Source organism: Caulobacter sp. X (assembly GCF_002742635.1).
Lineage (GTDB): Bacteria > Pseudomonadota > Alphaproteobacteria > Caulobacterales > Caulobacteraceae > Caulobacter.
The window spans coordinates 1,746,426-1,770,567 of record NZ_PEGF01000002.1 but is presented as its reverse complement, the minus strand read 5'-3'; the positions used below and the strand labels follow the sequence as shown (position 1 = coordinate 1,770,567).

Here is a 24,142-nt window from a genome sequence, read left to right as displayed (position 1 = left end):
GGGCGTCTTCGCGGGGACCCGGCTGCAGGACGGCAAGGCCGTCCGAAGCTGGGCGGAAGACGATCCGGCGCGCGCCGAGGGCGGAGCCCTAAGCCCGCGCGCCCGCGTCAGCGGGCGCTCATGACAATGAAGCCTGCACAGGAGCCCGCCCGAAGGGCGTGGCGGGAGGCGGCGTCGAGCGTCCGGCGGCAAGCCAAAGCTTGCCTGCAAGGTCGCGCCCGAGGGAGCGGCGAAAGCCGCGGGACCGAGCGTGACCGCCGGACGGTCTCGATCTTGGGGCAAAGCCTGGCGCGGAAGCGCCGGGCGGCGCCCGCCTGGCCGATGTCCACGCCCTATCGCTCAGCGAACAGCGTTAACCAAGCTTGACAACGGGCAAGTTTTGTGGTAGTATAGAAGTAGGATTGGAATTCTTCCAACCCGTTTTCAGCGCCACTTAAAACCGACGACTGAGAAAGAAACAAAATGAACTGAAAGCAATAAGGTCTATATACAGTGATAAATCCATTTATTCAACGCATTTTCCAATCCCGCCAAGCTCGCAACGGCGGGCTCGTTCGCCGCAATATCGGCTGGGTCAACTTCCTCGCGTCCATGGAGCAGCTCGAAGCCGAGGTGCGCCGTCGCGGCTTCCACATGTTCGTCGTCGGCGACCAGGTGCTCATCCTCTGTAACAGCGGCGGCCTCCAGGTCGTCTGCTAAGGCGTCATCGGTGTCCTGGGCCTGGCCCGGGACACCACCACGCTTTGCCTGCGTGATCCTGCGGTGGCGCGAAAGGCTTCATCCCGAACCGCGCGAGGACGATGTGACGGACAGCAAAGTCGCCGAGGGCCTTCGGCCATCCAACCGCGTCCAGCGGGTCCTGATCTCATCGACCAGCTGGTTCATCGGCGAGTTCGCCGGCGATGATCTCCTGATCACCCATGCCTGGCCCAGCCTTGGAAACCGGGCGGCGCGCCAGAGGATGCTGGCCGATCGCAATGCGCGCGGCGCCTTCGTGGCCGCGTTTCTGACCGACGACTACGAGAAGGCCCCAGGCGTCGTGGTCCCGCAATATGCCGGCTACGGCGAGATGTTCGCGGCGGGTATGAGCGTACTGTTCGGCAAGCGCTTCGACGCCCATGGCTCGCTGCAGAACGATGGCATCTTCAACCTGCCCGATCTCAGCGCGTTCTCGACCTTCACCGATCCGGAGCTGCCGCAGAACAACCACCGTCCGCGCAAGACCCTGCCCGTCCTGCTGAACCTGGAAGAGGTCACCCGTCTCTATCCCGTCTGGACCGGCACGCGCGACATCCCGGCCCTGCACGCCTTCGACGCCGCGTGCCGCTTCTACATGCGCGCGCTACAGAGCAGCGAGCACGATCCCGAACAGGCCTATCTGCACCTGATCACGGCCGGCGAGATCATCTCCGAAGCTCAATACCCGGCCGGCGGGCGGCTGCTAGACCCGGACCTTGAAGACCTTCTTCAGCGGATCGAGAAGGACCTGCCGGACGGCAAGGCGGCCGGCAGTGCATTGCGAAAGCGACTGTTCGAAATCAAGCGACGGTTCGTGACCACCTTCATGGACTATATCGATCAGCCCTTCTTCGAAGGGGGCGAGGCCGAGGCGGCATTCTGGTGCTTCCAGCCTGATCGCTTCAAGGCGTCCATCGGCGCGGCCTACGACCTGCGAAGCCGCTTCGTCCATACCGGCCAGTCTTTCGCTGGCTGGGTCGAGCCCAGCCATCGGCTCAACGACGTCCAAGGCGGCCAGCCCATCGTCAACGACAAAGACCTCCGCAAGATCCTGGAACGCGCCCCGACCCTCCTGGGTCTCGAGCGCGCAACCCGCTATCTGATCCTGCGCTTTGGCCAAGCCCGCCTTGGTCTCGACCTGACGCCGCCCCCGCCACCCGAAACCACAGCCTAGCGGCCCCAGACCGAGCATCCAGCATTGAAGAACCGAGCCGAAAGCGCGACAATGCGCCGGTTCATTCACCTGGGGGAACCGTGGGCCTCACTGCGTTCAAAACCGTCCGACAGGCAATGGTGGCTTTCGCCGCCCTGCTGATGGCGGTGCTGTCCGTGCAGGCGCCAGCCGAGCAGGCCCATCTCGACGCAGACGTCGTTCAGGCCACCAGCGCGCTGAACCAAGCGGCAGAACCTCCGGGCGCCGCGGCCCAGGACGCCTCAACTTCCCTGAGGCAGAGCGCGGTCCAGCCTCCGACCGATCCTCACGCATCCGAGGCGCCCGCCTCGGGCGCGCACCATCACCATGCCGACGGCCCGCCCCTTCACGATCAGGCCGCAGACGCCGACGCTCCGGCCGTCGCGACCACCGCAGCGGCTCGATTCCGGCTGGACAACGACCACCGCGCCGGCCTGACCGGCAACCCACAAGACCGCCCACCTAGATCCGACCTCGAACCTATCGCCTAGACCGCGCGGCCCTGGCCGCGTCCTTCGTGTTCGAGGATTCCCATGTTTCTGAAGTCTTCAGGCCGCACGTCGCGGCTCCATGCGCCCGCGCGCGCCTCCACTCTGCTGTCGTCGATCGATAACCGGAGCGTCGCTCCGTGAGCCCGATCCATGACTTGACCCTCTATGCCGCCGCCCATCCCTGGGCCATGACGGCCGCCGTGCTGCTGGTCCTGATCGTCCTGATCGCCAGCCTGGTCTGGCTCTGGCAACGGCAGGCCGAGGAAATCCTCAGCCTCTATAAACAGCCCGACGACGACCCCCACCGGATCGATCTTGAGAACGGACGCTTTCGGCTCGACATCGTGCGCCGCCACGCCGGCTGGCGGTTCGTCGTGACCTGCCGTGACCACGACCTCAAACCCGGCGACGTGGTTGTGACCACGATCCGTCCGGATGGCCTGGGCCAGCGGTTCGACTTCGCTCGCCGTGGTCGGCGCCTGCAATCGATCGTCAAGGTGCGCGAACCGCTGATCTTCGTGGCCCACGTGTCGATCAGCTGGGGCGGCACGGACTCCACCTTCGTCATCGGCTTTGGTGGTGCGGTAGAACCGATCCGCGCGCACGGCGAAGTGCTCCGGCGCCCGGAGACTACCGCCGACAAAGGCTAGAGCGCCGTCTTGGCGCGCCCGCCGGGTTTGCCCGGCGGGCCCTGGAACTCGGTTCGTCCTACTCTGCGGGTCCGCGGAACGGATCGTTCTCCCGCAGCCAGCGCCGGCCGGTCGCTCGACCGCGTGATAGACCGCCACAGATACAAAGAGGCACACCGCCAGGACCCCGAGCCAGGCGGCCCAGGCCCAGACCCCGGCCGGCGGCGCCGGCAGGCGGTCCAGGGCTTCGAAATAGGCAATGTCGACCGGCAAGTGGGTCATGTAGACCGCGTAGGACACCTCACCGAGATAAACCGCCAGCGGCGCGGCCAGGACGCTGGCGCGCCCAGCCTTGTCCGTTTCCGCCAGGCAGAAGATCAGCGCCGCCAAGCCCGGCCAGATCCAGCGATCGGCCAGGCCCACGGAGGTGGACAGGACGATCCAGCCCACGGCGAGACCCGTACCCAGCAGCGCCAGCCCTGGCGACATCGACCGTGTCGCGCCCAGCCGATGCAGGGCCACGCCCATGGCGAAGGACGGCACGATCCGCAACGCCCCGCCCTGGGCGGTCAGCCGGGTCAGCGATCCGCCGAAGGTCTGCACGATCCCGTCGAGCGCGAAGAGCAGGACGATCGCCAGCGCCACGGCCAGGACGGGACGCGCGCGCAAGGCGATGGATGTGACGGCCGCCGCCGGGAACAGCAGATAGGCGAACCATTCGGCCGAGATCGACCAGGATGGGAAATTCCACTGCACGGTTGGCGTCGACCACCAGGCGTGGATCAGCATCAGATGCTGGGGGATGGCGGCGGGATCGAAGGCCTGTGTCTCGAAGCTGGCGCCGGTCCAGCGGCCCATTGCCCAGAGGACGATGGTCGCGTCCAGGGTCAGCAGATGCACAGGATAGAGCCGCGCCAGGCGGGCCCACAGGAAGGAACCGTATCGGAAGCGCCCCTCGGACCAAGCCTTCAGATAGACATGGGAGAGGATGAAGCCCGACAGGATGAAGAAGAGATCGACCCCGAGATAGCCCTTGGCGATCAGGCCGAACCGTTCGAGGTCGAGACCGAGGCGATTGCGGAAGTGATAGACGAGCACCCAGGCGGCCGCGACGATGCGCAAGCCGGTCAGGGATCGAAGATCGGCTGGATACATGGTCCCCCCCCCCGGGATGTTGATGGCCTAGCCCTCGCCGAGCATGCCGCCATCGCGGCGCGTTTCGGTTTCGCTCTCGACGCCCTCGACATTGCCGCCGGTCGGGCCGCCCTCGTCGATCATGCCGCCTTCCTTGCGGGGCGCGGGCTCCGGGGACGATGACGGCTTGCTATCGGTGCTGCTCGCCGCGTCGGGCTTGGGGGGATTGGGATTGGTCATGTGCTGCTCCTGAAAACTTGCCGTGGGACGGGTCGGGACGGGCCTTGCTCCGCGCTAGGCGGGCGCGGCCCCGGTGCGGTGGCGATGGCCGCCATAGGCGACGACCTGGATCTTGCCGATGGTCGCCAACCCCACATCGGCGGCCACTTCCAAGGTCGCGGCCAATGCGTCGAGCTTGGCGCGGCTGTCGACCATCTCGACGATCAAATGCTGTTCGGGAGCCAGATCCCGGGCCTTGGCGCCGTGCAGCACCGCCTCGCCAAAGGCCTCCTCGATACGCAGCACCGCCGCGCCGGCGATGTCCATTTCGCGGGCGCGCGCCATCAGCACCGCGTCATATGCGACCCCGTTTAGGGTCGCGCCGGCGTCCAGGTAGATCCGCAGGATGTGCAGGTCGTCTTCGTTCACGCGTCACCTCACGCTCTGAAGTCTGGCGCGCCCCAAGGTCTGGGGCGGCCAGCAGATTGAGGAGCGGCCGCCTAAGCGTGCCGCCCCTCCTCCCCGCACTCGGTCACTTCGGTCTGGATCGTGACGTGGTGCAGGTCGAAGTCGGTCTCTAGTCGGGTGGCGATCGCGGTGCGCACGGCCTCGCCCTGCGCCCCCTCCGCCAGCACGACATGGACGGTGCAGACCGCCTTGTCCGCGCCCGTGGTCCACAGATGCAGTTCGTGGACACTGGCCACCCCAGGGGTCTCGGTAATGGCCTTGCGTACGCCGGCCAGGGCCATTCCAGGAGGCGCGCCTTCGAGGAGGATTCGGGTGGTGTCCTTCAAAAGGATCCAGGTGCGCGGCAACACCCATAGGCCGATGCCGATGGCCACGATCGGGTCGACGAACCGCCAGCCGGTGATCTTGATGACGACGGCCCCGACGACCACGCCCAGCGAGCCGAGCATATCGGCCCAGACCTCGAGATAGGCGCCCTTGACGTTGAGGCTCTTGTCCTTGTGGCTGGCCAGAAGACGCATGGAGACTAGGTTGATGACGAGGCCCAGCGCCGCGACGATGAACATCCCCACCGAGCCGACGGGCTCGGGGTTGAGGATGCGCTTGACGCCTTCGACCAGGACATAGATGGCGACGCCGAACAGCAGGATGGCGTTGAAGGCCGCCGCGAGGATCTCAAAGCGCCGATAGCCGAAGGTGAAGTCCTCGGTGGGCTTACGCTGGCCGACACGGATCGCCGCCAGGGCGATGGCCAGGGCGGCGGCGTCGGTGAACATGTGCGCGGCGTCCGACAGCAGCGCCAGGCTGTTGAAGGCGATGCCGGCGACGACCTCGGCGATCAGGAATGTCGAGGTCAGCGCCAGAGCCATGGCCAGCCGCTTGCCGTTGGCCTGGCTCGCGCCGTGATCGTGTCCAGCTCCCATTGAAAACCTCTCCTCTTCCCGTGCGCCGAAAAGCGCCTGCCAAGTTTGAGGGATCAACGCACGAAACCCGCCAAATGCGAGCCTCGCGCGCGACCCTGACGTCTATTTCTTGTCGAGGATGGAAAGGGTGGCCTTCTCCATCGCGTCCTGGGTGTCGAGGACGTTGAGATTGGCCTCGTAGGCTTTCATGGCCTGCTTGAGATCGAGGCTCTCGGCCAGGCTGTTGACGTTGGGCAGCAGCACATAGCCAGCGGCGTTGGCCGCCGGATGGCCAGGATCATAGGCTTGCGGGAAGGGCTTGGGATCGGCCTTAACGCCGCTCAGCACCACCCCCTCGTCCCCGCCCATCTGCTCGACCTTGAAGACCGGAATCTGGCGGCGGTAGGGCTCTCCGCCGGCGGTTCGAGCCGTCGAGTTGGCGTTGGCGATGTTCTCGGCGAGGATCTGAATACGCTTCTTCTGGGCTTGTAGTCCCGACACGGCGATCGCCGTGCTTCCCCCTTCAATCGGCTTACTCATTCAAGTGCTCCGCAGGTGGATGTGAAGAACGAGCGGCGCGCCGAGACCAGCTCGACGCGCCGCCCCAGGCTCAGGCTTGTTCAGGACTCCCGGTTTCGGCCTTGCGCAGGACGAAGCGACAGATGGCCGGCAGGACGAAGAGCGTCAGGGCCGTGGCGGTGATCAGGCCGCCGATGACGACCGTGGCTAGCGGACGCTGGACTTCAGCGCCGGTGCCGGTCGCCAGGGCCATGGGCACGAAGCCCAGGGAGGCGACGAGACCGGTCATCATCACCGGCCGCAGGCGCTCCATGGCCCCGTCGATGATCGCTTTCTCAAGTGGCATGCCCGTGGCCAGGCGCTGGCGGATGGCGGTCATCATCACCAGGCCGTTCAGCACCGCCACGCCCGAGAGCGCGATGAAGCCGACGGCGGCCGACACCGAGAACGGGATGCCGCGCAGGGCCAGGCCGAAGACACCGCCGGCCAAAGCCAGCGGAATGGCCGAGAACACCGCCGCGGCCGGTGCGATGCCGCCCAGGGCCATGTAGAGCAGGCCGAAGATCAGCAGGAAGCAGAGCGGCACGACGAGGGCCAGGCGCGCCTGGGCGGCCTTGAGGTTCTCAAACTGCCCGCCCCAGACCAGCCAAGAGCCGGCCGGCAGTTTGACCTGCGTATCGACCTTCTGCTGGGCTTCGCCCACGAAGGAGCCGAGATCCGCGCCACGGACGTTGGCCTGGACCACGACGCGGCGCTTGCCGTTCTCGCGGCTGACCTGGTTGAGGCCTTCCGAATAGGAGAACTTGGCGACGTCGCGCAGCGGCACCGAGGCGCGAGCGCCGCCGGCCCGTTCGGGTAGCATCACCGGCAGGGCGCCGACCGCGTCGAGATCGTTGCGGCTGGCGTCCGGCAGGCGGACCACGACGTCAAAGCGACGGTCGCCCTGGAAGACCAGACCGGCCTCGCGGCCGCCCATGGCCACGGCCAGGGTGTCGGCGACCTCTTCGACCGTTAGGCCCAGGCGGCCGATGGCGTCGCGGTCGAGTTGGACGTCCAGGGTCGGGAAGCCCGAGGTCTGCTCGACCTTGACGTCGGCCGCCCCCTTCACCGTCCGCAGGACCGTAGCGATCTCCTCGGCCGTGCGGCTCATGGCGTCGAGATCGTCGCCATAGACCTTGATGGCCACGTCACCGCGCACGCCGGCGATCAGTTCGTTGAAGCGCATCTGGATCGGCTGGCTGAACTCGTAGGCGTTGCCTGTCAGGCCTTCCAGCTTGTGCTCGATGCGGCTGATCAGCTCGGCCTTGGTCTCGTTCTTGTTGGGCCACTCGTCCTTGGGCTTGAGGATGATGAAGGCGTCCGAGGCGTTGGGCGGCATGGGGTCGCTGGCGACCTCGGCCGTGCCGGTCTTGGAGTAGACGAAGGCCACTTCGGGGAAACCCGCCACGACGCGCTCGATCCGGCGCTGCATGCGCAGCGACTGCTCCAGCGAGGTCGACGGGATGCGCAGGGCCTGGACGGCCATGTCCTTCTCGTCGAGCTGAGGCGTGAACTCCCGGCCCAGGAACCCGAAGGTCACGGCGGCCAGGACAAAGAGCGCCACCGCGCCGCCGATCACCGGCCAGGGCTTGGCCACGACCTTGTGCAGCAGCGGCTCATAGCGGGACTTGGTCCAGCGGACCGGCGCGACTTCCTTCTCGGCCACCTTGCCGTTGATCAACAGGGCGATCATGGCCGGGATGAAGGTCAGCGACAGCACGAAGGCGCCGGCCAGGGCCAGCATCACGGTGATGGCCATCGGCGAGAAGGTCTTGCCCTCCACGCCGGTGAAGGTCAGCAGTGGGGCGTAGACCAGGAGGATGATCGCCTGGCCATAGACGGTGGGCGAGATCATCTCGCGGGCGGCTTCGCGGGTTTCGCCCAGGCGCTCGGACAGCGTCAGGAGACGGCCCTCGTGGTGCTGGCGCTCGGCCAGGCGCCGCAAGGCGTTTTCGACGATGATCACGGCGCCGTCGACGATCAGACCAAAGTCCAGCGCGCCCAGGCTCATCAGATTGCCCGAGACGCCCAGCTTGTTCATGCCGATGGCGGTCATCAGCATCGAGAGCGGGATAACCAGGGCGGTGATCAAGGCGGCGCGGAAGTTCCCGAGCAGCAGGAAGAGCACCACGATGACCAGCAGCGCGCCTTCGGTCAGGTTCTTCTCGACGGTCTTGATGGTCGCGCCGACCAGCTTGGAGCGGTCGTAGACCACCTGGACCTTCACGCCGACCGGCAGGCTCTTGGCCACCTCGATCAGCTTCTCGGCCGAAGCGCCGGCGACGGTGCGGCTATTCTCGCCGGTCAGCATCAGCACGGTGCCGACCACGACCTCTTCGCCGTTCTCCGAGGCCGCGCCGGTGCGCAGGGCGCCGCCCAGCTTGACGGTGGCGACGTCGCGGACGCGGATCGAGACGCCTTCACGCGCCGCGACCGTGGCGTTGGCGATCTCGTCGACGGTGCGCACGCGAGCGTCGGCGCGGACGAGGAAGGCTTCCCCGCCCTTCTCGACGAAGTTGGCGCCGACGGCGAGGTTGGCCGCTTCCAGAGCCTTGGCCAGGTCGTTGAACGAGACGCCCACCGAGGCCATGCGGGTCGGATCGGGCTGAACGACGAACTGCTTTTCGAAGCCGCCGATGGAGTCGACGCCGGCCACGCCTGCGACCGAGCGCATCTGGGGCCGGACGATCCAATCCTGCACTTCGCGCAGGAACGCCGCCTGGGCGGTGGGATCGGATAGCCGCTCCCCGGTCGAGGTCAGGTAGGACCCGTCGCTTTGCCAGCCTGGCGAACCTTCGGTGACCTTGGCGCCCTTGCCGCCCGGATGCTCGAAGGCCACGGTCCACATCAGGACCTCGCCCAGACCCGAGGAGATCGGGCCCATGGCGGGCTCGGCCCCGGCCGGCAGGCTTTGGCGCACCTGGGTCAGGCGCTCGGCCACCTGCTGGCGGGCAAAGTAGATGTCGGTCTTTTCCTTGAAGACGATGGTCACTTGGGAAAAGCCGTTGCGCGAAATCGAGCGCGTGGACTCCAGGCCGGGGATGCCGGCCATGGCCGTCTCCACCGGGAAGGTGACGAGCTTCTCGACCTCGGCCGGGGCCAGGGTCCCCGAGACGGTGTTGATCTGCACCTGCTTGTTGGTGATGTCGGGCACCGCGTCGATCGGCAGGCGCACCAGGTTGTAGACGCCCAGGGCCGCGACCAGCGTGACCAGGGCAATGACGGCCCAGCGGAAGCGGACCGAAAGGTCGAGGATACGGCCGATCATCGGGCCACCTCGCCGGTTTCCATGGCGTGAGGCTTGTCCTGATAGCGGACTTCCAGCTTGGTCACCGAGGCCAGCTGCAGCAGCGGGAAAGTCGCCTCAAAGCGGGCCGGCTCACGGTCGGTGCGCTGGGGGCTCAGGGCCGCCAGGCGCGTGGGGACGGTGATGGCCCAGTGCCCGTCTGGATCGAAGGCGCTGACATCGAGGTGAGCGGCCACCGGCGGCAGGCTGCGCCCCGGCGCGCGTCGGACCAGACCCGACACGCGCAGGCCGTTGCCGGTGTCGCGCGCCGAGGCGGTGATGATCTCGACGGCGCGGCCGCCGATGCGATCGATGGTCACCGCGTCCTTGGCCTGGACGGCCGAAGTGGTGAGCGAGGCGGCCAGAGCTGCCAGAGACAGGGTGAGCTTAGTCCTCATGGCTCGCCTCCCCCTTGCCGAGTTCGGCCTTCAGCAGGAAGGCGCCCTTGCCGGCGATCTGCTCGCCGGTGCGCACGCCCGAGAGGATCTCAACCTGGCCGCCGCCACGACGACCGACCCGGACGGGACGCGGCTCGAAGCCGTCCTTGGTGCGGACGAAGACGACCTCGGCGCCATTGACGGTCTGGACCGCCTCGTCCGGCGCGGAGATGCGGCCGCTGACGCTGGCGGCGGCGCCGCGCGGGGTGATGCGCGCGCGCAAGGCCTGACCGGGGGTCAGCATCGGGGCCTCGCCGCTCACCGCCAGCACGGCGGTAGCCGAGCGGTTCTCGGCGTCCAGCGCCGGGGTGATGCTGCGCACGGTGGCGTTCACCGACCCGCTGGCGGTCTCGACCACGGCCGCGTCGCCGGGCTTGACCCGCTGGGCGTCGGCGACCGGCAAGGCGGCCTGGATCTCGATGCGCCCCGGATCGGCGACCCGGAAGAGTTCGGAACCGGCCGCGACATAGGCGCCGAGGGTGGCGGTGGCGGCGGTGATCCGGCCCGAAATCGGGCTGGTCACGGCCAGGGTGCGGCCGTTGCCACTGACGCCAGCGGCGGCGCTGGCGCCACTGGCGCGCCGCAGTTCGGACTCGGCGATGGCCGCCTCGCGCTGGGCCGCTTCGAGGTCCTGGCGAGCGGTGATCTTGGCGTCGAACAGGCGCTGCTCACGGACCAGGGCCTGACGGGCGGCCGCGGCCTTGGCGGCCGCCGCGCTGCGGTCGGCGCTGATGGCAGCGGCGTCGCGGCTTTCGATGGCGGCGATCACCTCGCCAGCGGCGACGGGGTCGCCCAGGCGCTTGTTGATGCGGACGATGGCGCCGTCAGCGCGGGCCGCCAGGATCGCCGCGCCGTTGGGCGTGGCCACCACCGTGGCCTGGGCCGGTACGGCGGCGTCGAGCCCGCCGCCGGCCAGGGTCACCAGCTGGATGCCGTCGGCGGTGATGCGCTCGGCGGTCATGGCGACATGGGGCTTTTCGCCGGCGTGATCTTCCTTGGCCTCGGCGGCTGGAGCTTCCTTGGCCGGCGAGGACAGCATGGTCTTGCCGACCAGCGCGCCAGCGCCGGCGGCCAGCACGGCGCTGACCGCCACGGCCGTCAGCAGGGTCTTTCTATCGTTGGACTTCATGGTGAGCTTTCCTATTGGGCGGCGGCGCGTTCGAGCGCGGCCAGCGCCTTGGCGCGCTCAAGGCGCGCGGCGATGAGTTCGGTGCGGGCGGTCGTCAGGGCGCCTTGCGCGTCGAGGACTTCGAGCAGCGAGAACTTGCCGGCCTCAAAGCCACCGCGCGCCAGATCGACGGCGGTCTGGGCTTGCGGGACGATCTTGCTGTCGAGGACCTCCAGCCGGGCATTGGCCGCGCGAAGCGAAGCCTCGCCGTCGCGCACCGCCCGGACCGAGCGGGCCAGCGCCAGGCGCTCACGCGCCTCGGCGGCGGTCGCGTCGGCGCGCGCGGCCGCAACCGTGCCCTGGTTGCGGTTGGAGATCGGGATCGGCGCGGTGAAGCCGACGATCATCGCCGAGTCCCCGGTCTGCTCGAACCGCCGCACGCCAGCCTGGACCGTCAGGTCCGGGCGGCCGGCGGCGCGCTCGCGATCGATGACGGCCCGGGCCGTTTGTAGGTCCGCGCGCGCCTGGCGCACGTCCAGGGTCTCGCTAGGATCGATCGTGGTCTGGGTAGGCGCGGCGGCCTCCGGACCGCGCACCAGCTCGATCGTCTCGCCCGGCTCGCCCCAGAGGGTGACCAGCGCGCGCCGAGCGGCCAGCGCCTCGGCTTCGGCGGCGATCACCGCAGCGGCCGCTTCACGGCTGGCGGCCTCGGCCCGCAAGGCCCGAAGCGGTGGTTCGCGTCCGGCCTCGACCAGGGTGCTAGCGACTTTCGAGAGGCCCTCGGCGCGGGCGGCTGTTTCTTGGGCCAGGACCAGGCGATCCTGGGCGGCCAGCGCTTCGGCGTACCGGACCCGGACTTCCTGTGTCAGGTCGGCCTTGGCGATCGTGAAGCCGATGCGGGCGGCGTCGACCTCGGCATTGGCGGCGACGGCGCGGGTGCGGCGCTTGCCGCCCAGCTCCAGGCGTTGGCTGATCGTGGCGGTGGTCTCGGCGGCGCCGAAACGGCCGTAAGGCCCCGACCCGGCGAAGTTCTCCGACTGGAGACCTGCTTCGGGGTTGGGCATCAGGCCAGCCTGGCGAGCGCGGCCTTCGGCCGCCTTCACCGAAGCTTCGGCGGCCGTGACAAGCGGTGACTGGGTCTGGGCGCGCGAAAGGGCGGCGTCCAGGGTGAGCGGCTCGGCAGCGGCGCGCGAAAACGCGCCGGCACCGGCGAGCGCCAGGACCGCGCCGAGAACGGCAGCGGGCCGGGCATAACGGGAATGCATGGGAGGTCCCTGTGTGAGAACTGACGATGGCGATTACGCGCGCGAGGGCGCGGCCAGGGTCAGGCTCGAGGGGGCTCGTTGGGGCCGTCAGGCATGCGCGAGGCCGGCATGTCGAGGGCCGAGGCGACCAACCGAATACGGTCGGCGGACACGACGTGCTGCGCCCCAACGACCGGGTTCAGCAGCTGGGGAACATGGTGGCAGTGACCGCCCTGTTCGCCGCCTTTGGCGTCCGAGACGTCCGACGCATCCTGGTCGTCGATCTGGGCGAAGCTCGCAGCTTCAGCCGCAGCGCCATGCTCGGCGGTCACCGACGTCTCGGGCGGACAGAAGTCCAATCGCAACGACGGCGCGGCGACGGCGAGCACCAGCAGGCACGCCAAAAGCGCCCCCGTCCAGGTCTTCAGCCATGTCGTCACGTCGAACATAAAAGGGCCTATAGCGTCCGTATTGCCTCGAGGAAATACGTTACAAGATACACTCGGCGTGGCGCATCAGCGCAGCCGTAAGGGTTAGATCCGCGTGCGCGGCCGCGACCGCGCCACGGCCTTCAGGGGCGTGCTGGTGGTGACGTATTTCGCGAGAGCTTCCAGCCGGAAGTCATAGATTCTAACTAGCTTTTCGTACTCCTCCTTAAATTTGAACTGCAACGCCGCCAGACCGGTGATCTCGTTGGTGTGACGTAGCAGCGTGCCGCGTTTACTGGGCTCCAAGCGGAAGTATTCGTACGACCGCGCGAAGAACGGACCGGAGCGGAACGCCACCTCCTCGCCGGGCGCCATGCCGATGACGCGGGCCCTGACGCGCATCCGCTTTTCCGGGTTTGACCCGATGCGGATGTAGAGCCGGGCGCCCTGCACCGGCACGCCTTCGATCTCCCAGTGAGGATGCCAGCGCGGATAGGCGCCAAACTCCGACAAGGTCCGCCAGACCTTGGTCGGGGGCGCGGCGATATCGATTTCTGTCTCTAGGATCATGGGCGGCCTTTCGTCGCCTTGTCGCTCGCGCCCGACGGGGCCGAGGGCGGCTCCGGGCACGGGCGGTTCGTGGAAAGTAAGCAGACACGGAACTGCTCCCCGTCTATCGGCGGACTGGCCGTGGGCAGGTCGAAGAACGTGCAGTGGCGCTCGCGCCCGCGCAGGTCCCAGAGGACTTTCGACGCGGTGCTCAGGACCTGGCCGTCGCGATCGAGGCGATCGGCCCGCACGAAGCGCGGCGCGGGGCCGGCGGCGCGTCGGCAGACGGCGCCGTGGAAGCGCACGCCCGGGCCCTCGGCGACGGCGCGGACTCCGTCCAGCACAAAGCCTCGCGGCGTCGACAGGGCGATCGGCCTGTCGATCGTGTCGGCCAGCGCCGAGCCGGCGATCGAGGCGCCGATCATGGCCAGGGCAAGCGCCACGGCCGGGACGGAACGACGCCCGATCATGGCCGATGCCCCATGCCGACCACCGCCACGGCGATGGTGGCAGCGAGGAACACCATCGCCGCCACCAGGGCGATCAGGGCGCGGCGGGCCGAGCGGCGCGCCCAAGCCGCGGCCTCGTCGTGAGATTCAGGGCCGCTCATGCCTGACGGTCCTTGTAGGCCAGGAGGCGCAAGGCGTTGGCCACGACCAGCAGGGTCGAGCCTTCGTGGAAGATCACCGCCTCACCGATCTTCAACCCGAACAGGGTGGCCGGGATCAGCACCGCGACCATGCCCAGACTGACGAAGAGGTTCTGGCGGATGATGCCGCTGGTCTTGCGGCTGAGGCCCACCGCGAACGGCAGATGGTTGAGGTCATCGGCCATCAGCGCGACGTCGGCGGTCTCCAGAGCCACGTCCGAACCTGCCGCGCCCATGGCGATACCGACCGTGGCGTTGGCCATGGCCGGGGCGTCGTTGACCCCGTCGCCGACCATCGCGGCCTTGCCGTACTGCTCGCGCAGGGCCTTGATCGTGGCGACCTTGTCTTCGGGCATCAGGCCGCCACGGGCCTCGTCGAGACCCAGGTCGCGGGCGATGGCGTCGGAGACCGACTGGTTGTCGCCCGACAGCATGATCATCCGGGTGATCCCGAGCGATCGCAGGCGCTTGATGACGTCGCGGGCCGCCGGACGGGCCGTATCCATCAGACCGAGCACGCCGAGATACCGGTCGCCATGGCGCACCATGACGACGGTGCGGCCGCTGGCCTCCAGCTTCTGGGCCTCGCTCCAGACGTCCTCTGGCGGTCGATCGCCTTCGGCTTCGAAGAGGCCTGGCTTGCCGATGACGGCGGCCTTGCCGTCGACCTGTGCCTGGATCCCCTGCCCGGTCAGGCTCTTGATGTTGGTGGCTTCCCGGCGGGCCTGACCGTTCAGCTTGGCCTCCCCATCGCGCACGACGGCGGCTGCCAGCGGATGGTCGCTCAGCGCCTCGACCGCCACGGCGATGGCCAGCAGTTCAGAAGCCTCGACGCCTTGGGCCGGCACGATGTCGGTGAGCTTGGGCTTGCCCTCGGTTAGGGTGCCGGTCTTGTCGAAGGCCAAGGCCGTCAGGGTGCCCAGGTTCTCCAAGGGCCCGCCGCCCTTGACCAGCACCCCGCCGCGGCCGGCCCGGGCGACGCCGCTCAGCACCGCGCTGGGCACGGAAATGGCCAAGGCACAGGGACTGGCGGCCACCAGCACGGCCATGGCCCGGTAGAAGCTGCGGCTGAAGGGCTCGTCCAGCACCAGGAAGGCCAACATCAGCACGCCGACCAGCACCAGTACGGCCGGCACGAACACCTTCTCGAAGCGGTCGGTGAAGCGCTGGGTCGGTGAGCGCTGGGCCTCGGCCTCGGCGACCATGCGCACGACGCGGGCCAGGGTGCTTTCACCGGCCTTGCGGGCCACGCGGATGTCGAGCGCGCCCGCGCCGTTGATGGTGCCGGCGAAGACGCGATGCTCTGCGCTGGCCTTGGCGAAGTCGAAGTCGCGATCGGCGGCGGCGCGCTTGTCGACTGGCACGCTTTCGCCCGTGACCGGGGCCTGGTTGACGCTACTCTCGCCGGTCACGACCACGCCATCGGCGGCGATGCGTTCATTGGGCCGGACGAGAACGATGTCGCCGACCTCCAAGGCCTCGACGCCGATCTCCTCGGTCTTGCCGTCTCGGCGGACGGTGGCGCGTTCGGGCGCGAGCTTGGCCAGGGCCTCAATCGCCCGGCGGGCGCGCCCCATGGCATAGTGCTCCAGCGCATGGCCCATGCTGAAGAGGAAGAGCAGCAGCGCGCCTTCCGCCCATTGGCCCAGGGCCGCCGCGCCGGCGGCCGCCACCAGCATCAGGGTGTCGATCTCGAACTTGCGCTTGCGCAGGTTCTCGATCGCCTCGGTCAGGGTGAACCAGCCGCCGAACAGATAGGCCGCCAGGTAGAAGGCCAGCGGTATCCAGCCATCGGCCTTCAGGCTGATCAGCCACCCGACCAGCAGCGTCGCGCCGCACAGCAGGGCGAAGATGAGTTCGGTTTGCTCGCCAAACAGCCCACCATGGGCGTGGCCGCCCTCCCCGTCCCCGTGCTTGTGGTCGCCATCAGAGCCATGGTCGTGGCCCTTATGATCGTGCGCAGACTTGCTGGTCATCCTGGCCGCTCCTACCGGTGCGGTTCGACGTGATGGCCGCCGTAGCGCAGCACCTCGACCTTTTCGAAGGTGACCAGGCCGATGTCCTTGAGATCGTCGAGCTTGGTCAGGAACTCGCGCAGGCGGGCTTCCTCGTCGACGAACTCGATGACCACCGGCAGATTGTCGTTGAAGTCCAGCGGCCGGGGCTCGTGCATGCGGGCGGACTCGCCAAAGCCCTTGCGGCCGCGCAGGACCGTGGCGCCGGCCAGGCGCGCGGTCTGGGCGCGCTGGACGATGACGTCCATCAGGGAGCGGTCGCCGACCAGGGCGTTTTCGTCGGTGTAGATGCGGAGAAGGACAGCTTGTCCGGGGGTCTGCATGGGGTTTCCTTTTCGGTTGCCTCGATCGAAGGCCGGAGCCTTCGCTGGGTGGAGGTGATGCGCCGGCGCGGCGCTGTGGGGGCTGAGGGGCCGCGCCGGCGCCCCGGCCTAGTGCGTCGTGCTCAGGGGCGACGCGGCCGGTCCCTCGTCCGGGGCCTTCCGACCAGACCCCAGTTGGAGGATGAGTTTGGCGATGGCAGGCAGGACCAGCAGGGTCACGGCGGTGGCCGTGACCAGGCCGCCGATGACCACCATGGCCAGGGGCTTTTGGACTTCGGCGCCGGTGCCGCTGGCCAGGGCCATCGGGATGAAGCCGATGGCCGGGACGAGACCCGTCATCAGGACCGGACGGAAGCGTTCGACCGAGCCCTCATAGATGGCCTGGACCACGGGCACGCCGGCCTCGAGCCGCTCTCGAACGCTGGTCATGACGACCAGGCCGTTGAGGACGGCGACGCCGGCCAGCACGATGAAGCCCACCGCCGCCGAAATCGAGAAGGTGATCCCGGTCAGCGCCAGGGCGAACACCCCGCCCGAGAGTCCGAGCGGAATGGCCGCGAACACGGATGCGGCTGGCCCGAACCCGCCCAGCGCCATGTAGAGCACCAGGAAGATCAGGACGAAGCAGAGCGGCACGACAATCGAAAGGCGCTGGGTGGCGGCCTTCAGGTTCTCGAACTGGCCGCCCCAGGTCAGCCAGTAGCCGGTCGGAAGCTCGACGGCCTCGACCTTGCTGCGGGCTTCGTTGACGAACGAGCCGATGTCGCGGCCACGCACGTTGACCTGGATCACGACCCGGCGCTTGCCGTCCTCGCGGCTGATCTGGTTCAGGCCATCTGCGAAGCGGAACTGCACCAGCTCGCGCAGCGGGACCGAGCGTTGAACACCGCCTTCGCCGGCCGGCAGCATGACCGGCAGAGCGCCCAGGGCGTCTAGGTCATCGCGTTGAGCCATCGGCACCCGGACGGTGATGTCGAAGCGGCGATCGCCTTCGAAGACGTCACCCGCCTGGCGCCCGCCCATGGCCGTGGCCACGGTGTCGGCGACCTGGTCAATGCTGAGACCGAAGCGCGCGATGGCGGCCCGGTCGAACTTCACATCCAGGGTGGGCGCGCCGCCGACCTGCTCGACACGAACACCTTCGGCGCCGGGGATCGATTCCAGGACGGAACCGATCTTGGCGGCGGTGGCGCTCATCTTCTCCAGATCATCGCCATAGAGCTTGATGGCGACGTCGCCGCGGACGCCGGCGATCAACTCGTTGAAGCGCATCTGGATCGGCTGGGTGACCTCGAAGCTGTTGCCCAGCAGCGGGGCGACCTTGGCCTCGATGCGCTCGACGACCTTAGCCTTGTTGGCGACCTCCTTGGGCCACTCCTTCTGGGGCTTGAGGATGATGAAGCCGTCCGAGGCGTTGGGCGGCATCGGGTCGGTGGCGACCTCGGCCGTACCGGTCTTGGAGAACATCATCTCCACTTCGGGCAGGGACGAGACGTTCTTTTCGACCTGTCGCTGCATGGTCAGCGACTGCTCCAGGGCTGTCGACGGGATCTTCAGCGACCCCATGGCGACGTTCTTTTCGTCGAGCTGCGGGATGAACTCCTGGCCCAGCGTCGTGTAGACGACACCGGCCACCAAGAAGAGCGCCAGAGCGCCGCCGATGAACGGCCAGGGACGTTCGATCGAGCGCTTGAGGAGCGGCTCGTAGCGGGCCTTGGAGACGGCGATCACCTTGACCTCCTTCTCCGAGACCTTGCCGCGCATCAGGATGGCGACGAGGGCCGGAACGAAGGTCAGCGACAGGATGAACGCCGCGCCCAGGGCCAGCATGATGGTGATGGCCATCGGCGAGAAGGTCTTGCCCTCCACGCCGGTGAAGGTCAGCAGCGGCGCGAAGACCAGGAAGATGATCGCCTGGCCAAAGACGGTCGGGCGGATCATTTCCTGGGCCGCGCGCAGTACGGTCTCCAGGCGCTCCTTGAGGCTCAGCAGACGCCCTTCGTGGTGCTGACGCTCGGCCAGCCTCAAGAGACAGTTCTCGATGATGATGACGGTGCCGTCGACGATCAGGCCAAAGTCCAGCGCCCCCAGGCTCATCAGGTTGCCGGGCACCTTCAGGCCGTTCATGCCGATGGCCATCATCAGGAACGAGAGCGGGATGATCAGCACGGCGATGAAGGCCGCGCGGACGTTGCCCAGCAGCAGGAACAGGGTGGCGGCGACCAGGATGGCGCCTTCGGTCAGGTTGCGTTCGACGGTCTTGACGGTGGCGTTGACGAGGACCGAGCGGTCCAGGGTGGTGGTGATCACCACGCCGGGCGGCAGGCCCTTGCGGACTTCGGTCAGCTTCTCGCCGACCGACTTGGCCACCGAGCGGCTGTTCTCGCCGATCAGCATCAGGGCGGTGCCGACGACGACTTCCTCACCGTTCTTGCTGGCCGCGCCGGTGCGCAGATCGCCGCCGACGCGCACGTTGGCGACGTCCTTGACCGCGACCGGAACGGTGCGGCGCGTGGCGATGATGGCGTTCTGGATCTCGTCCAGGGTGCGCACCCGCGCATCGGCCCGCACCAGATAGGCCTCGCCGGCCCGCTGGATGAAGTTGGCGCCGACCGAGAGGTTGGCCCCTTCCAGGGCCTTGGCCAGGTCGGTGTAGGAGACGCCGTACGCCACCAGCTTGGCCGGGTCAGGCTCGACGACGTACTGCTTCTGGAAGCCGCCGATGGAGTCGACCCCGGCCACGCCCTTGACCGTGCGCAGCTGCGGTCGAACCGTCCAGTCTTGGATGGTCCGCAGGTACGCGCCCTGCGCGGTGGCGTCGACGAGACGCTCGCCCTCGGCCGTCAGATAGGCGCCATCGCTCTGCCAGCCGGGCTGGCCATCGACGACTTTGGCGCCCTTGCCGCGCGGGTTCGCGTACTCGACCGAGTACATGTAGACCTCGCCCAGACCCGTGGTGACGGGGCCGATCTGCGGCTGGATACCGGCGGGCAGGCTGTCGCCGGCCTGGGTCAGACGCTCGGCCACCTGCTGGCGGGCGAAGTAGAGGTTGGTCTTCTCCGAGAAGATCGCGGTGACCTGCGAGAAGCCGTTGCGCGAGATCGAGCGAGTGGTCTCCAGGCCCGGGATCCCGGCCAGGGCCGTCTCCACGGGGAAGGTCACGCGCTTTTCGATCTCGACCGGCGAAAGCGCGCCGGCCACGGTGTTGATCTGCACCTGGTTGTTGGTGATGTCGGGAACGGCGTCGATGGGCAGCTTGGTCAGCTGCCACGTGCCGAGGGCGGCGATGATGGCGGTGAGAAGCAGGACGTACCAACGCCCCTTCACCGACATCGAGAGTATGCGACCGATCATTTCGGCGTGTCTCCAGAATAGCGGTTAGGGGTCAGTCTTCTTCCGAGCTCTTGCCGAGTTCGGCCTTGAGCAAGAAGGCGTTCTTGACCGCCAGGGTCTCCCCGCCCTTCAGGCCGTCGACGATGACCACACGGCCGCCGCTGCGCTGGCCGGCCAGCACGTGCTGGACGCGGAAGCCTTCCTTGGTGCGCACGAAGACCACGTCGTTGCCGTTGACGGTCTGCACCGCCTCTTCGGACACGACGATCCCGGAGGAGGTAGACTGGCGCGACGTGATGCGGGCGCGGACAAGCTGGCCCGGCTGCAGGGCCCCTGCCCCGTTCGCCAGGGTCAGGACGACCGTTGCGCTGCGGGTCTCCTCGTTGACACCCGGGGTCACCGAGCGGACGACCGCGTCACGGGTCTCGCCGCTGGTGGTCTCGACCACAGCCTTGTCGCCGGGCTGGACCCGCCGGGCGTCGGCGGCCGTCACTGCCGCATTGACCTGGATCTTGGCCGGGTCGGAGATGCGGAAGAGTTCCGTCTCCGGCGCGACGAAGGCGCCCAGGCTCGCGGTCGTGGCGGTCACGCGGCCGCTGATCGGGCTGATGACGGCGACATAGCCGCCCGACACCGCCGATACGCCGGCGGCCGTGGCCGCGCGACGGGCCTCGGCCTCGGCCACGGCCAGTTCGGCCTGAGCGGTCTCGTAGTCCTGACGCGGGCTGACCTTCTGTTCGAAGAGACGCTTTTCGCGGGCCAGGTTCTTGCGGGCCAGGTCGGCCTTGGCCGAGGCGACGCTACGGTCGGCCGAGATCTGGGCGGCCTCGCGGCTGGAGACCAGGGCGAGGGTTTCGCCCGCGCGGACGGGGTCGCCGAGGCGCTTGGTGATGCGGGTGATCGAGCCCGCGGCGCGGGCGGTCAGGGCCGCTTCACCGCCGGGTTCAGCTTCGACCGTGGCTTGGGCGACGACCTCGGCGGCCAGGCCACCGGGGTTGACCGTCTGGAGCTGGACGCCCGAAGCGGTGATGCGCTCGGGGCCCATGGTCAGGGTCTGCGGGCCGGCTGGCGCCGCCGCTGCCGGCTTCTCCGGGGCCGCGGTCTCGGCGGGCTTGCCGCCAGACATCTTGCCGAACGAGAAAGCCGCGATCGCCACGACCACGATGGCCGCGCCGGCCATCAGCAATTGCCGGTTCGAGGAGTTGGACTTGGGCATTAGCGATCTCCGAAGAGGCGGCCTTGCAGGCGCGCCAGGTCGGCCTCGGCGCGGACGCGCGCCAGCTGGGCCTGGATTGTGAGGTCGCGCGCTTCGGCCAGGGACCGGCGCGCATTGATCAGTTCGACCAGCGGGGCCTTGCCGGACTCGTAGGCGATCCGGGTCAGGCGGTAGGCTTCGACGGCGCTGGTCTCGCCTTCGCCGGCAGCCGTTGCCCGCGACTGGGCCGCGCCGAGCTGGAACCGCGCGGTGCGGATGTCGGCTTCGGCGTCCAGGCGCGCGGCGTTCAACCGAGCCTCGGCGGCCTGCAACTCGCCCTGGGCGGCGGTGATATTGCCGCGGTTCTGGTCGAACACCGGGATCGGGATCGAGACCCCGGCCACCAGGGCCGTGGAGTCGTCGCCGCTGAACCGACGAACCCCGGCCGAGACGGTGACGTCCGGCACGGCGCGGGTCTTTTCGATCCGCACGCGGCGGGCGGCCGCTTCCCGATCGGCTTCAGCCGCCAGCACCGCTGGCGTCGCCAGCACGTCGATATCGCCCGGCTGGACCGGAGCCGCCGTGCTGACCAGCAGACTGTCGGTGAGTTCGGTGAAGGGCGTGGGCGAGCCGGCCAGGGCCGTCAGGCGCGCGAAAGCCCCGGTCCGTTCGGCCCGGGCCTCTTCGAGCGTGGCCCGCGCGGCGGTCAGAGCCGCCTGCGCCTGCAGGGTGCGCAGTTCGGCCTCCTTGCCAGCATCGACCAGCGCCCGCGAAGCGCGCAGGGTCTCGTCAGACAAGGTCACGGCCTCTTCAGCGAGCGTGACGCGACGCTCACCAGCTTCAGCCTGGGCATAGGCGTCAGCCAGGGCAAAAGCGAAGTCTGCCTTGGACTGCGAAAGGCGCGCCCGGGCCGCGTCGAGAGCGGCGCGGCCGGCGGCGACGCGCGCCCCCCGCTTGCCGCCGACTTCCAGCGGTTGGCTCAGCTGGAAGGTCGTCTCGGCGTTGTTCGTGCCGCTGTAGACGCCGCCGCCGCTGAAGTTCTCGATGGTGACGCCAGCCGTCGGGTTCGGACGAGCGCCGGCCTGACGGGCGAGACCTTCGGCCTGACGGACACCGGCCGCCGCTTCGGCCAACCGGGGTGCGCTACCTTGCGCCTGAGCGAGCAGGGCCTTGAAAGGCGGGGCCGGATCGGCCGCCGCGCCGCGAGCGGACGCCAACGCGCCCAAGATCGCGACCGCGCTTACGGCCGCGAAACGCAGCCGCCCACGCATGATGAGAGTCATGAAGATGTAATCCTAGAGATTGAAACGCAGACGGTCCGCCGCTCGGGGCGGAAGGGTCGCGTCAGGCTCTAGGCGGACGGTCCAGTAGAACGGCGCGGTCGCCGAGCAGGCGCTGGTCCTGCTGGGGCTGCCAGACGGCGCGATTAGCGAAGGCGACGGTTTCGGGCGCGAACGACACGGGCAGGCTCACGCCGTGAGCGGCGCAATGCCCGGTGCAGGCCGAGAGGGCCTTCTTGACGGGAGCCTTGTGGTCACCGGCGACCTTGATCACGGCCGGGGCCTCGACGGTCGACGCCACCACCTGAGCGGCGGACGGCGTTTCGGTCTCAAGGGCGGCGTGTTCGGCGGGACCGCAGACGACAATGCCGATCAGGAACGCGATGGTGACGACCAGGGCCATCACCTTGCCGAAGCTGAAACGCGCGGACGGACCGCGGCGCGAGCGCCACGTTTCGGCATTCCTGCCGACTTGCCGACCATGGAGTGCGAGTCCAACCATAGGATTCTGGCATACATGCGCAAAGTCGAGATTGAAATGCGTTATATGATTACATGTTATACTATTACATTGTTAGGAGACTTGACGAACATATCCGAACATTGAGGAAAGCTACGCCACACCTGACGAATACTCAGAACAGATAGAGCGCTGCGCCACCCTGTCGCACCAACCGAGACAGGCTGGCGCGCCTCAAACCCAGCTATCCATCCTCCGGCTCAATCTCGACCACCGGCCCTAGCTTGAAGTGTGGCGTGCTCAGCGAGGCAGGAAGCCCCTCGATGGTGAGGTCGGTCCACGTGTAGCCTTTAGACCTCATGCCACCGGCGATCTCGGGATAGTTCTTGAACAAGACCGAATTGTACTCGGGCTGGAAGCGGTGGATGAGCTGCGCTTCAACCTCCCGGGTCATTGCCTCATCCCCCAAGGGCGCCAAAGGCTCACTCATGAAACGGACAAAGGCCTCGGTGTCGGTCAGGTCAACCTCATGCACGATCGTCTGAACGCCAGGCATGTCGCTGACCCCGACGTAGGGCAATTCCGCGACGTCGGTCAGGCCGACGACTGACAACAAGATCAATGAAACTTCGAACGGCGCTCTCGCCGCCGGGGCAGCCCCGACCGGGTTTTGTACGGTGAGGATCTTCTGCATCTTCTCGTGCCCAGTCAGTCGGTCCCAAACCTTCTGATCAAATGCCTTGCCCACATAGAGGACTGAGAAGTCGAGAAACGACAGCGGATCGCCCCCATCCGCCACGGCCACTTCCAGGCCCCTGACGAGCATCTCGTAGAGGATCTTCTGGGGGCTCCACCAGACGATCATGCTCTTATCCTTCCGGAAGAGCTTGATCGCGCCGACGTCACGGAACGGCTGCTTGGCCCCAGGCGTCTTGGTGAAATATTGTGTCTCGACGCAGATTTCCTCGCCGGGACCGCAGATGCCGGCATGGACGAGATCTAGTTTGCAAGCCAGGGGCGTTGCCTCGCCGTCCGCGATCTCGAAATAGATGACGCCGTCGTCAAGCACGACGTTGTCGAAATAGGTCAGCGGCCGCTGGACCAAAAGATACAAGGTGCACTTGTCGAGGCGCTCGCGAACGACATCCTCTTCCTTGAGGAATTCGAACTCGTAAGCAGAGACAATCGGGTAGCTCACCGCGACCTGAATGTTCGCGACTTTCGCCCCCTCGACAATGTCGCTCTCTGCGTCCGCAGCTTCCATGTGCAAGCCCCCCAGTCGTTGCCCAATTTGAGCCAAACTGCGGAGCTGCGCCACTAGCCAGGTGTTCACGATCCGCCGGCGACGCACCCACCGATAGAATTCCTGTGCATCCAATCCATCAATTCAAAATACGCCGCTCCGCGCGAACAGACGCCATGGCACGACGACCGAGTGTACACGATGAGTTCACGACACCCCGTAAGCTTTTGATATTTATAATTACTTCTTACAGTCCATCAT

Annotated in this window: 22 protein-coding genes; 2 read left to right on the top strand and 20 right to left on the bottom strand. The window is 67.7% G+C overall.

The window, feature by feature from the left end; all coding sequences use genetic code 11:
* Positions 1-802 precede the first annotated feature (802 nt).
* On the top strand, positions 803-1,912 hold the full coding sequence (locus CSW60_RS20805; RefSeq protein ID WP_004616639.1) for a HEPN domain-containing protein: 1,110 nt from the start codon (positions 803-805) through the stop codon (positions 1,910-1,912).
* Positions 1,913-1,992: 80 nt separating this feature from the next.
* The gene (locus CSW60_RS20800) at positions 1,993-2,421 is read left to right on the top strand and encodes a hypothetical protein (RefSeq protein WP_143324230.1); all 429 of its coding nucleotides are present in this window, start codon (positions 1,993-1,995) and stop codon (positions 2,419-2,421) included.
* On the opposite strand, the gene CSW60_RS20795 is transcribed toward CSW60_RS20800, so the two are convergent.
* The 20 genes from CSW60_RS20795 to CSW60_RS20705 all read right to left on the bottom strand — a co-directional run bounded on the left by CSW60_RS20795 (position 2,418) and on the right by CSW60_RS20705 (position 23,902).
* Entirely contained in the window at positions 2,418-4,205 is a 1,788-nt protein-coding gene (locus CSW60_RS20795) for an acyltransferase (protein ID WP_099538997.1), read from the bottom strand. The two genes, CSW60_RS20800 and CSW60_RS20795, sit on opposite strands and share 4 nt — an antisense overlap.
* A 27-nt stretch (positions 4,206-4,232) precedes the next feature.
* Positions 4,233-4,424, bottom strand: a complete 192-nt coding sequence (locus CSW60_RS20790; protein ID WP_004616642.1) for a hypothetical protein — start codon at positions 4,422-4,424, stop codon at positions 4,233-4,235.
* Positions 4,425-4,478: 54 nt separating this feature from the next.
* On the bottom strand, positions 4,479-4,832 hold the full coding sequence (locus CSW60_RS20785; RefSeq protein ID WP_004616644.1) for a DUF190 domain-containing protein: 354 nt from the start codon (positions 4,830-4,832) through the stop codon (positions 4,479-4,481).
* A 71-nt stretch (positions 4,833-4,903) separates the two neighbouring features.
* On the bottom strand, positions 4,904-5,794 hold the full coding sequence (locus CSW60_RS20780) for a cation diffusion facilitator family transporter (protein WP_004616646.1): 891 nt from the start codon (positions 5,792-5,794) through the stop codon (positions 4,904-4,906).
* 102 nt (positions 5,795-5,896) lie between these two features.
* Complete coding sequence (gene flgC, locus CSW60_RS20775) at positions 5,897-6,313, bottom strand: flagellar basal body rod protein FlgC (RefSeq protein WP_004616649.1); 417 nt, start codon at positions 6,311-6,313, stop codon at positions 5,897-5,899.
* Between the two features lie 70 nt (positions 6,314-6,383).
* The gene (locus CSW60_RS20770) at positions 6,384-9,599 is read right to left on the bottom strand and encodes an efflux RND transporter permease subunit (RefSeq protein ID WP_099538996.1); all 3,216 of its coding nucleotides are present in this window, start codon (positions 9,597-9,599) and stop codon (positions 6,384-6,386) included.
* Positions 9,596-10,015, bottom strand: a complete 420-nt coding sequence (locus CSW60_RS20765) for a hypothetical protein (RefSeq protein ID WP_004616653.1) — start codon at positions 10,013-10,015, stop codon at positions 9,596-9,598. The genes CSW60_RS20770 and CSW60_RS20765 overlap by 4 nt, the downstream gene beginning before the upstream one ends.
* Positions 10,005-11,183 carry an efflux RND transporter periplasmic adaptor subunit gene (locus CSW60_RS20760; protein ID WP_004616656.1) on the bottom strand — a complete coding sequence of 393 codons (1,179 nt, stop codon included), beginning with the start codon at positions 11,181-11,183 and terminating at the stop codon, positions 10,005-10,007. Before CSW60_RS20760 ends, CSW60_RS20765 begins: the two co-directional genes overlap by 11 nt.
* 11 nt (positions 11,184-11,194) lie before the next feature.
* Positions 11,195-12,427: a TolC family protein gene (locus CSW60_RS20755; protein ID WP_004616658.1), complete on the bottom strand. Its 1,233-nt coding sequence runs from the start codon at positions 12,425-12,427 to the stop codon at positions 11,195-11,197.
* A 59-nt stretch (positions 12,428-12,486) separates the two neighbouring features.
* The gene (locus tag CSW60_RS20750) at positions 12,487-12,855 is read right to left on the bottom strand and encodes a hypothetical protein (protein WP_004616661.1); all 369 of its coding nucleotides are present in this window, start codon (positions 12,853-12,855) and stop codon (positions 12,487-12,489) included.
* 84 nt (positions 12,856-12,939) lie between these two features.
* Positions 12,940-13,404, bottom strand: coding sequence for an SRPBCC family protein (locus tag CSW60_RS20745; RefSeq protein WP_004616663.1), 465 nt, complete (start codon positions 13,402-13,404; stop codon positions 12,940-12,942).
* Positions 13,401-13,853, bottom strand: a complete 453-nt coding sequence (locus tag CSW60_RS20740; protein WP_004616665.1) for a hypothetical protein — start codon at positions 13,851-13,853, stop codon at positions 13,401-13,403. Before CSW60_RS20740 ends, CSW60_RS20745 begins: the two co-directional genes overlap by 4 nt.
* Positions 13,850-13,993 (bottom strand): hypothetical protein, encoded by a 144-nt coding sequence (locus CSW60_RS23545; RefSeq protein ID WP_004616667.1) that lies wholly within the window; start codon positions 13,991-13,993, stop codon positions 13,850-13,852. The genes CSW60_RS20740 and CSW60_RS23545 overlap by 4 nt, the downstream gene beginning before the upstream one ends.
* Positions 13,990-16,008 (bottom strand): heavy metal translocating P-type ATPase, encoded by a 2,019-nt coding sequence (locus CSW60_RS20735; RefSeq protein ID WP_004616669.1) that lies wholly within the window; start codon positions 16,006-16,008, stop codon positions 13,990-13,992. The genes CSW60_RS23545 and CSW60_RS20735 overlap by 4 nt, the downstream gene beginning before the upstream one ends.
* A gap of 11 nt (positions 16,009-16,019) precedes the next feature.
* Positions 16,020-16,370, bottom strand: coding sequence for a DUF190 domain-containing protein (locus tag CSW60_RS20730; RefSeq protein WP_004616671.1), 351 nt, complete (start codon positions 16,368-16,370; stop codon positions 16,020-16,022).
* A 108-nt stretch (positions 16,371-16,478) separates the two neighbouring features.
* Entirely contained in the window at positions 16,479-19,724 is a 3,246-nt protein-coding gene (locus tag CSW60_RS20725; RefSeq protein ID WP_004616673.1) for an efflux RND transporter permease subunit, read from the bottom strand.
* A 31-nt stretch (positions 19,725-19,755) separates the two neighbouring features.
* Positions 19,756-20,919: an efflux RND transporter periplasmic adaptor subunit gene (locus tag CSW60_RS20720; RefSeq protein ID WP_099538995.1), complete on the bottom strand. Its 1,164-nt coding sequence runs from the start codon at positions 20,917-20,919 to the stop codon at positions 19,756-19,758.
* Positions 20,919-22,181 carry a TolC family protein gene (locus CSW60_RS20715; protein WP_004616677.1) on the bottom strand — a complete coding sequence of 421 codons (1,263 nt, stop codon included), beginning with the start codon at positions 22,179-22,181 and terminating at the stop codon, positions 20,919-20,921. The genes CSW60_RS20720 and CSW60_RS20715 overlap by 1 nt, the downstream gene beginning before the upstream one ends.
* 61 nt (positions 22,182-22,242) lie before the next feature.
* Positions 22,243-22,581: a hypothetical protein gene (locus CSW60_RS20710; RefSeq protein WP_004616678.1), complete on the bottom strand. Its 339-nt coding sequence runs from the start codon at positions 22,579-22,581 to the stop codon at positions 22,243-22,245.
* Between the two features lie 301 nt (positions 22,582-22,882).
* Positions 22,883-23,902 (bottom strand): hypothetical protein, encoded by a 1,020-nt coding sequence (locus CSW60_RS20705; RefSeq protein ID WP_004616680.1) that lies wholly within the window; start codon positions 23,900-23,902, stop codon positions 22,883-22,885.
* Between the last annotated feature and the right edge of the window lie 240 nt (positions 23,903-24,142).

Bases quoted from the DNA above. Each gene is read 5' to 3' on its own strand.
- CSW60_RS20795 (WP_099538997.1), bottom strand. From the start codon at position 4,205: ATGTATCCAGCCGATCTTCGATCCCTGACCGGCTTGCGCATCGTCGCG.
- CSW60_RS20790 (WP_004616642.1), bottom strand. From the start codon at position 4,424: ATGACCAATCCCAATCCCCCCAAGCCCGACGCGGCGAGCAGCACCGAT.
- CSW60_RS20780 (WP_004616646.1), bottom strand. From the start codon at position 5,794: ATGGGAGCTGGACACGATCACGGCGCGAGCCAGGCCAACGGCAAGCGG.
- flgC (WP_004616649.1), bottom strand. From the start codon at position 6,313: ATGAGTAAGCCGATTGAAGGGGGAAGCACGGCGATCGCCGTGTCGGGA.
- CSW60_RS20770 (WP_099538996.1), bottom strand. From the start codon at position 9,599: ATGATCGGCCGTATCCTCGACCTTTCGGTCCGCTTCCGCTGGGCCGTC.
- CSW60_RS20765 (WP_004616653.1), bottom strand. From the start codon at position 10,015: ATGAGGACTAAGCTCACCCTGTCTCTGGCAGCTCTGGCCGCCTCGCTC.
- CSW60_RS20760 (WP_004616656.1), bottom strand. From the start codon at position 11,183: ATGAAGTCCAACGATAGAAAGACCCTGCTGACGGCCGTGGCGGTCAGC.
- CSW60_RS20755 (WP_004616658.1), bottom strand. From the start codon at position 12,427: ATGCATTCCCGTTATGCCCGGCCCGCTGCCGTTCTCGGCGCGGTCCTG.
- CSW60_RS20750 (WP_004616661.1), bottom strand. From the start codon at position 12,855: ATGTTCGACGTGACGACATGGCTGAAGACCTGGACGGGGGCGCTTTTG.
- CSW60_RS20745 (WP_004616663.1), bottom strand. From the start codon at position 13,404: ATGATCCTAGAGACAGAAATCGATATCGCCGCGCCCCCGACCAAGGTC.
- CSW60_RS20740 (WP_004616665.1), bottom strand. From the start codon at position 13,853: ATGATCGGGCGTCGTTCCGTCCCGGCCGTGGCGCTTGCCCTGGCCATG.
- CSW60_RS23545 (WP_004616667.1), bottom strand. From the start codon at position 13,993: ATGAGCGGCCCTGAATCTCACGACGAGGCCGCGGCTTGGGCGCGCCGC.
- CSW60_RS20735 (WP_004616669.1), bottom strand. From the start codon at position 16,008: ATGACCAGCAAGTCTGCGCACGATCATAAGGGCCACGACCATGGCTCT.
- CSW60_RS20730 (WP_004616671.1), bottom strand. From the start codon at position 16,370: ATGCAGACCCCCGGACAAGCTGTCCTTCTCCGCATCTACACCGACGAA.
- CSW60_RS20725 (WP_004616673.1), bottom strand. From the start codon at position 19,724: ATGATCGGTCGCATACTCTCGATGTCGGTGAAGGGGCGTTGGTACGTC.
- CSW60_RS20720 (WP_099538995.1), bottom strand. From the start codon at position 20,919: ATGCCCAAGTCCAACTCCTCGAACCGGCAATTGCTGATGGCCGGCGCG.
- CSW60_RS20715 (WP_004616677.1), bottom strand. From the start codon at position 22,181: ATGACTCTCATCATGCGTGGGCGGCTGCGTTTCGCGGCCGTAAGCGCG.
- CSW60_RS20710 (WP_004616678.1), bottom strand. From the start codon at position 22,581: ATGGCCCTGGTCGTCACCATCGCGTTCCTGATCGGCATTGTCGTCTGC.
- CSW60_RS20705 (WP_004616680.1), bottom strand. From the start codon at position 23,902: ATGGAAGCTGCGGACGCAGAGAGCGACATTGTCGAGGGGGCGAAAGTC.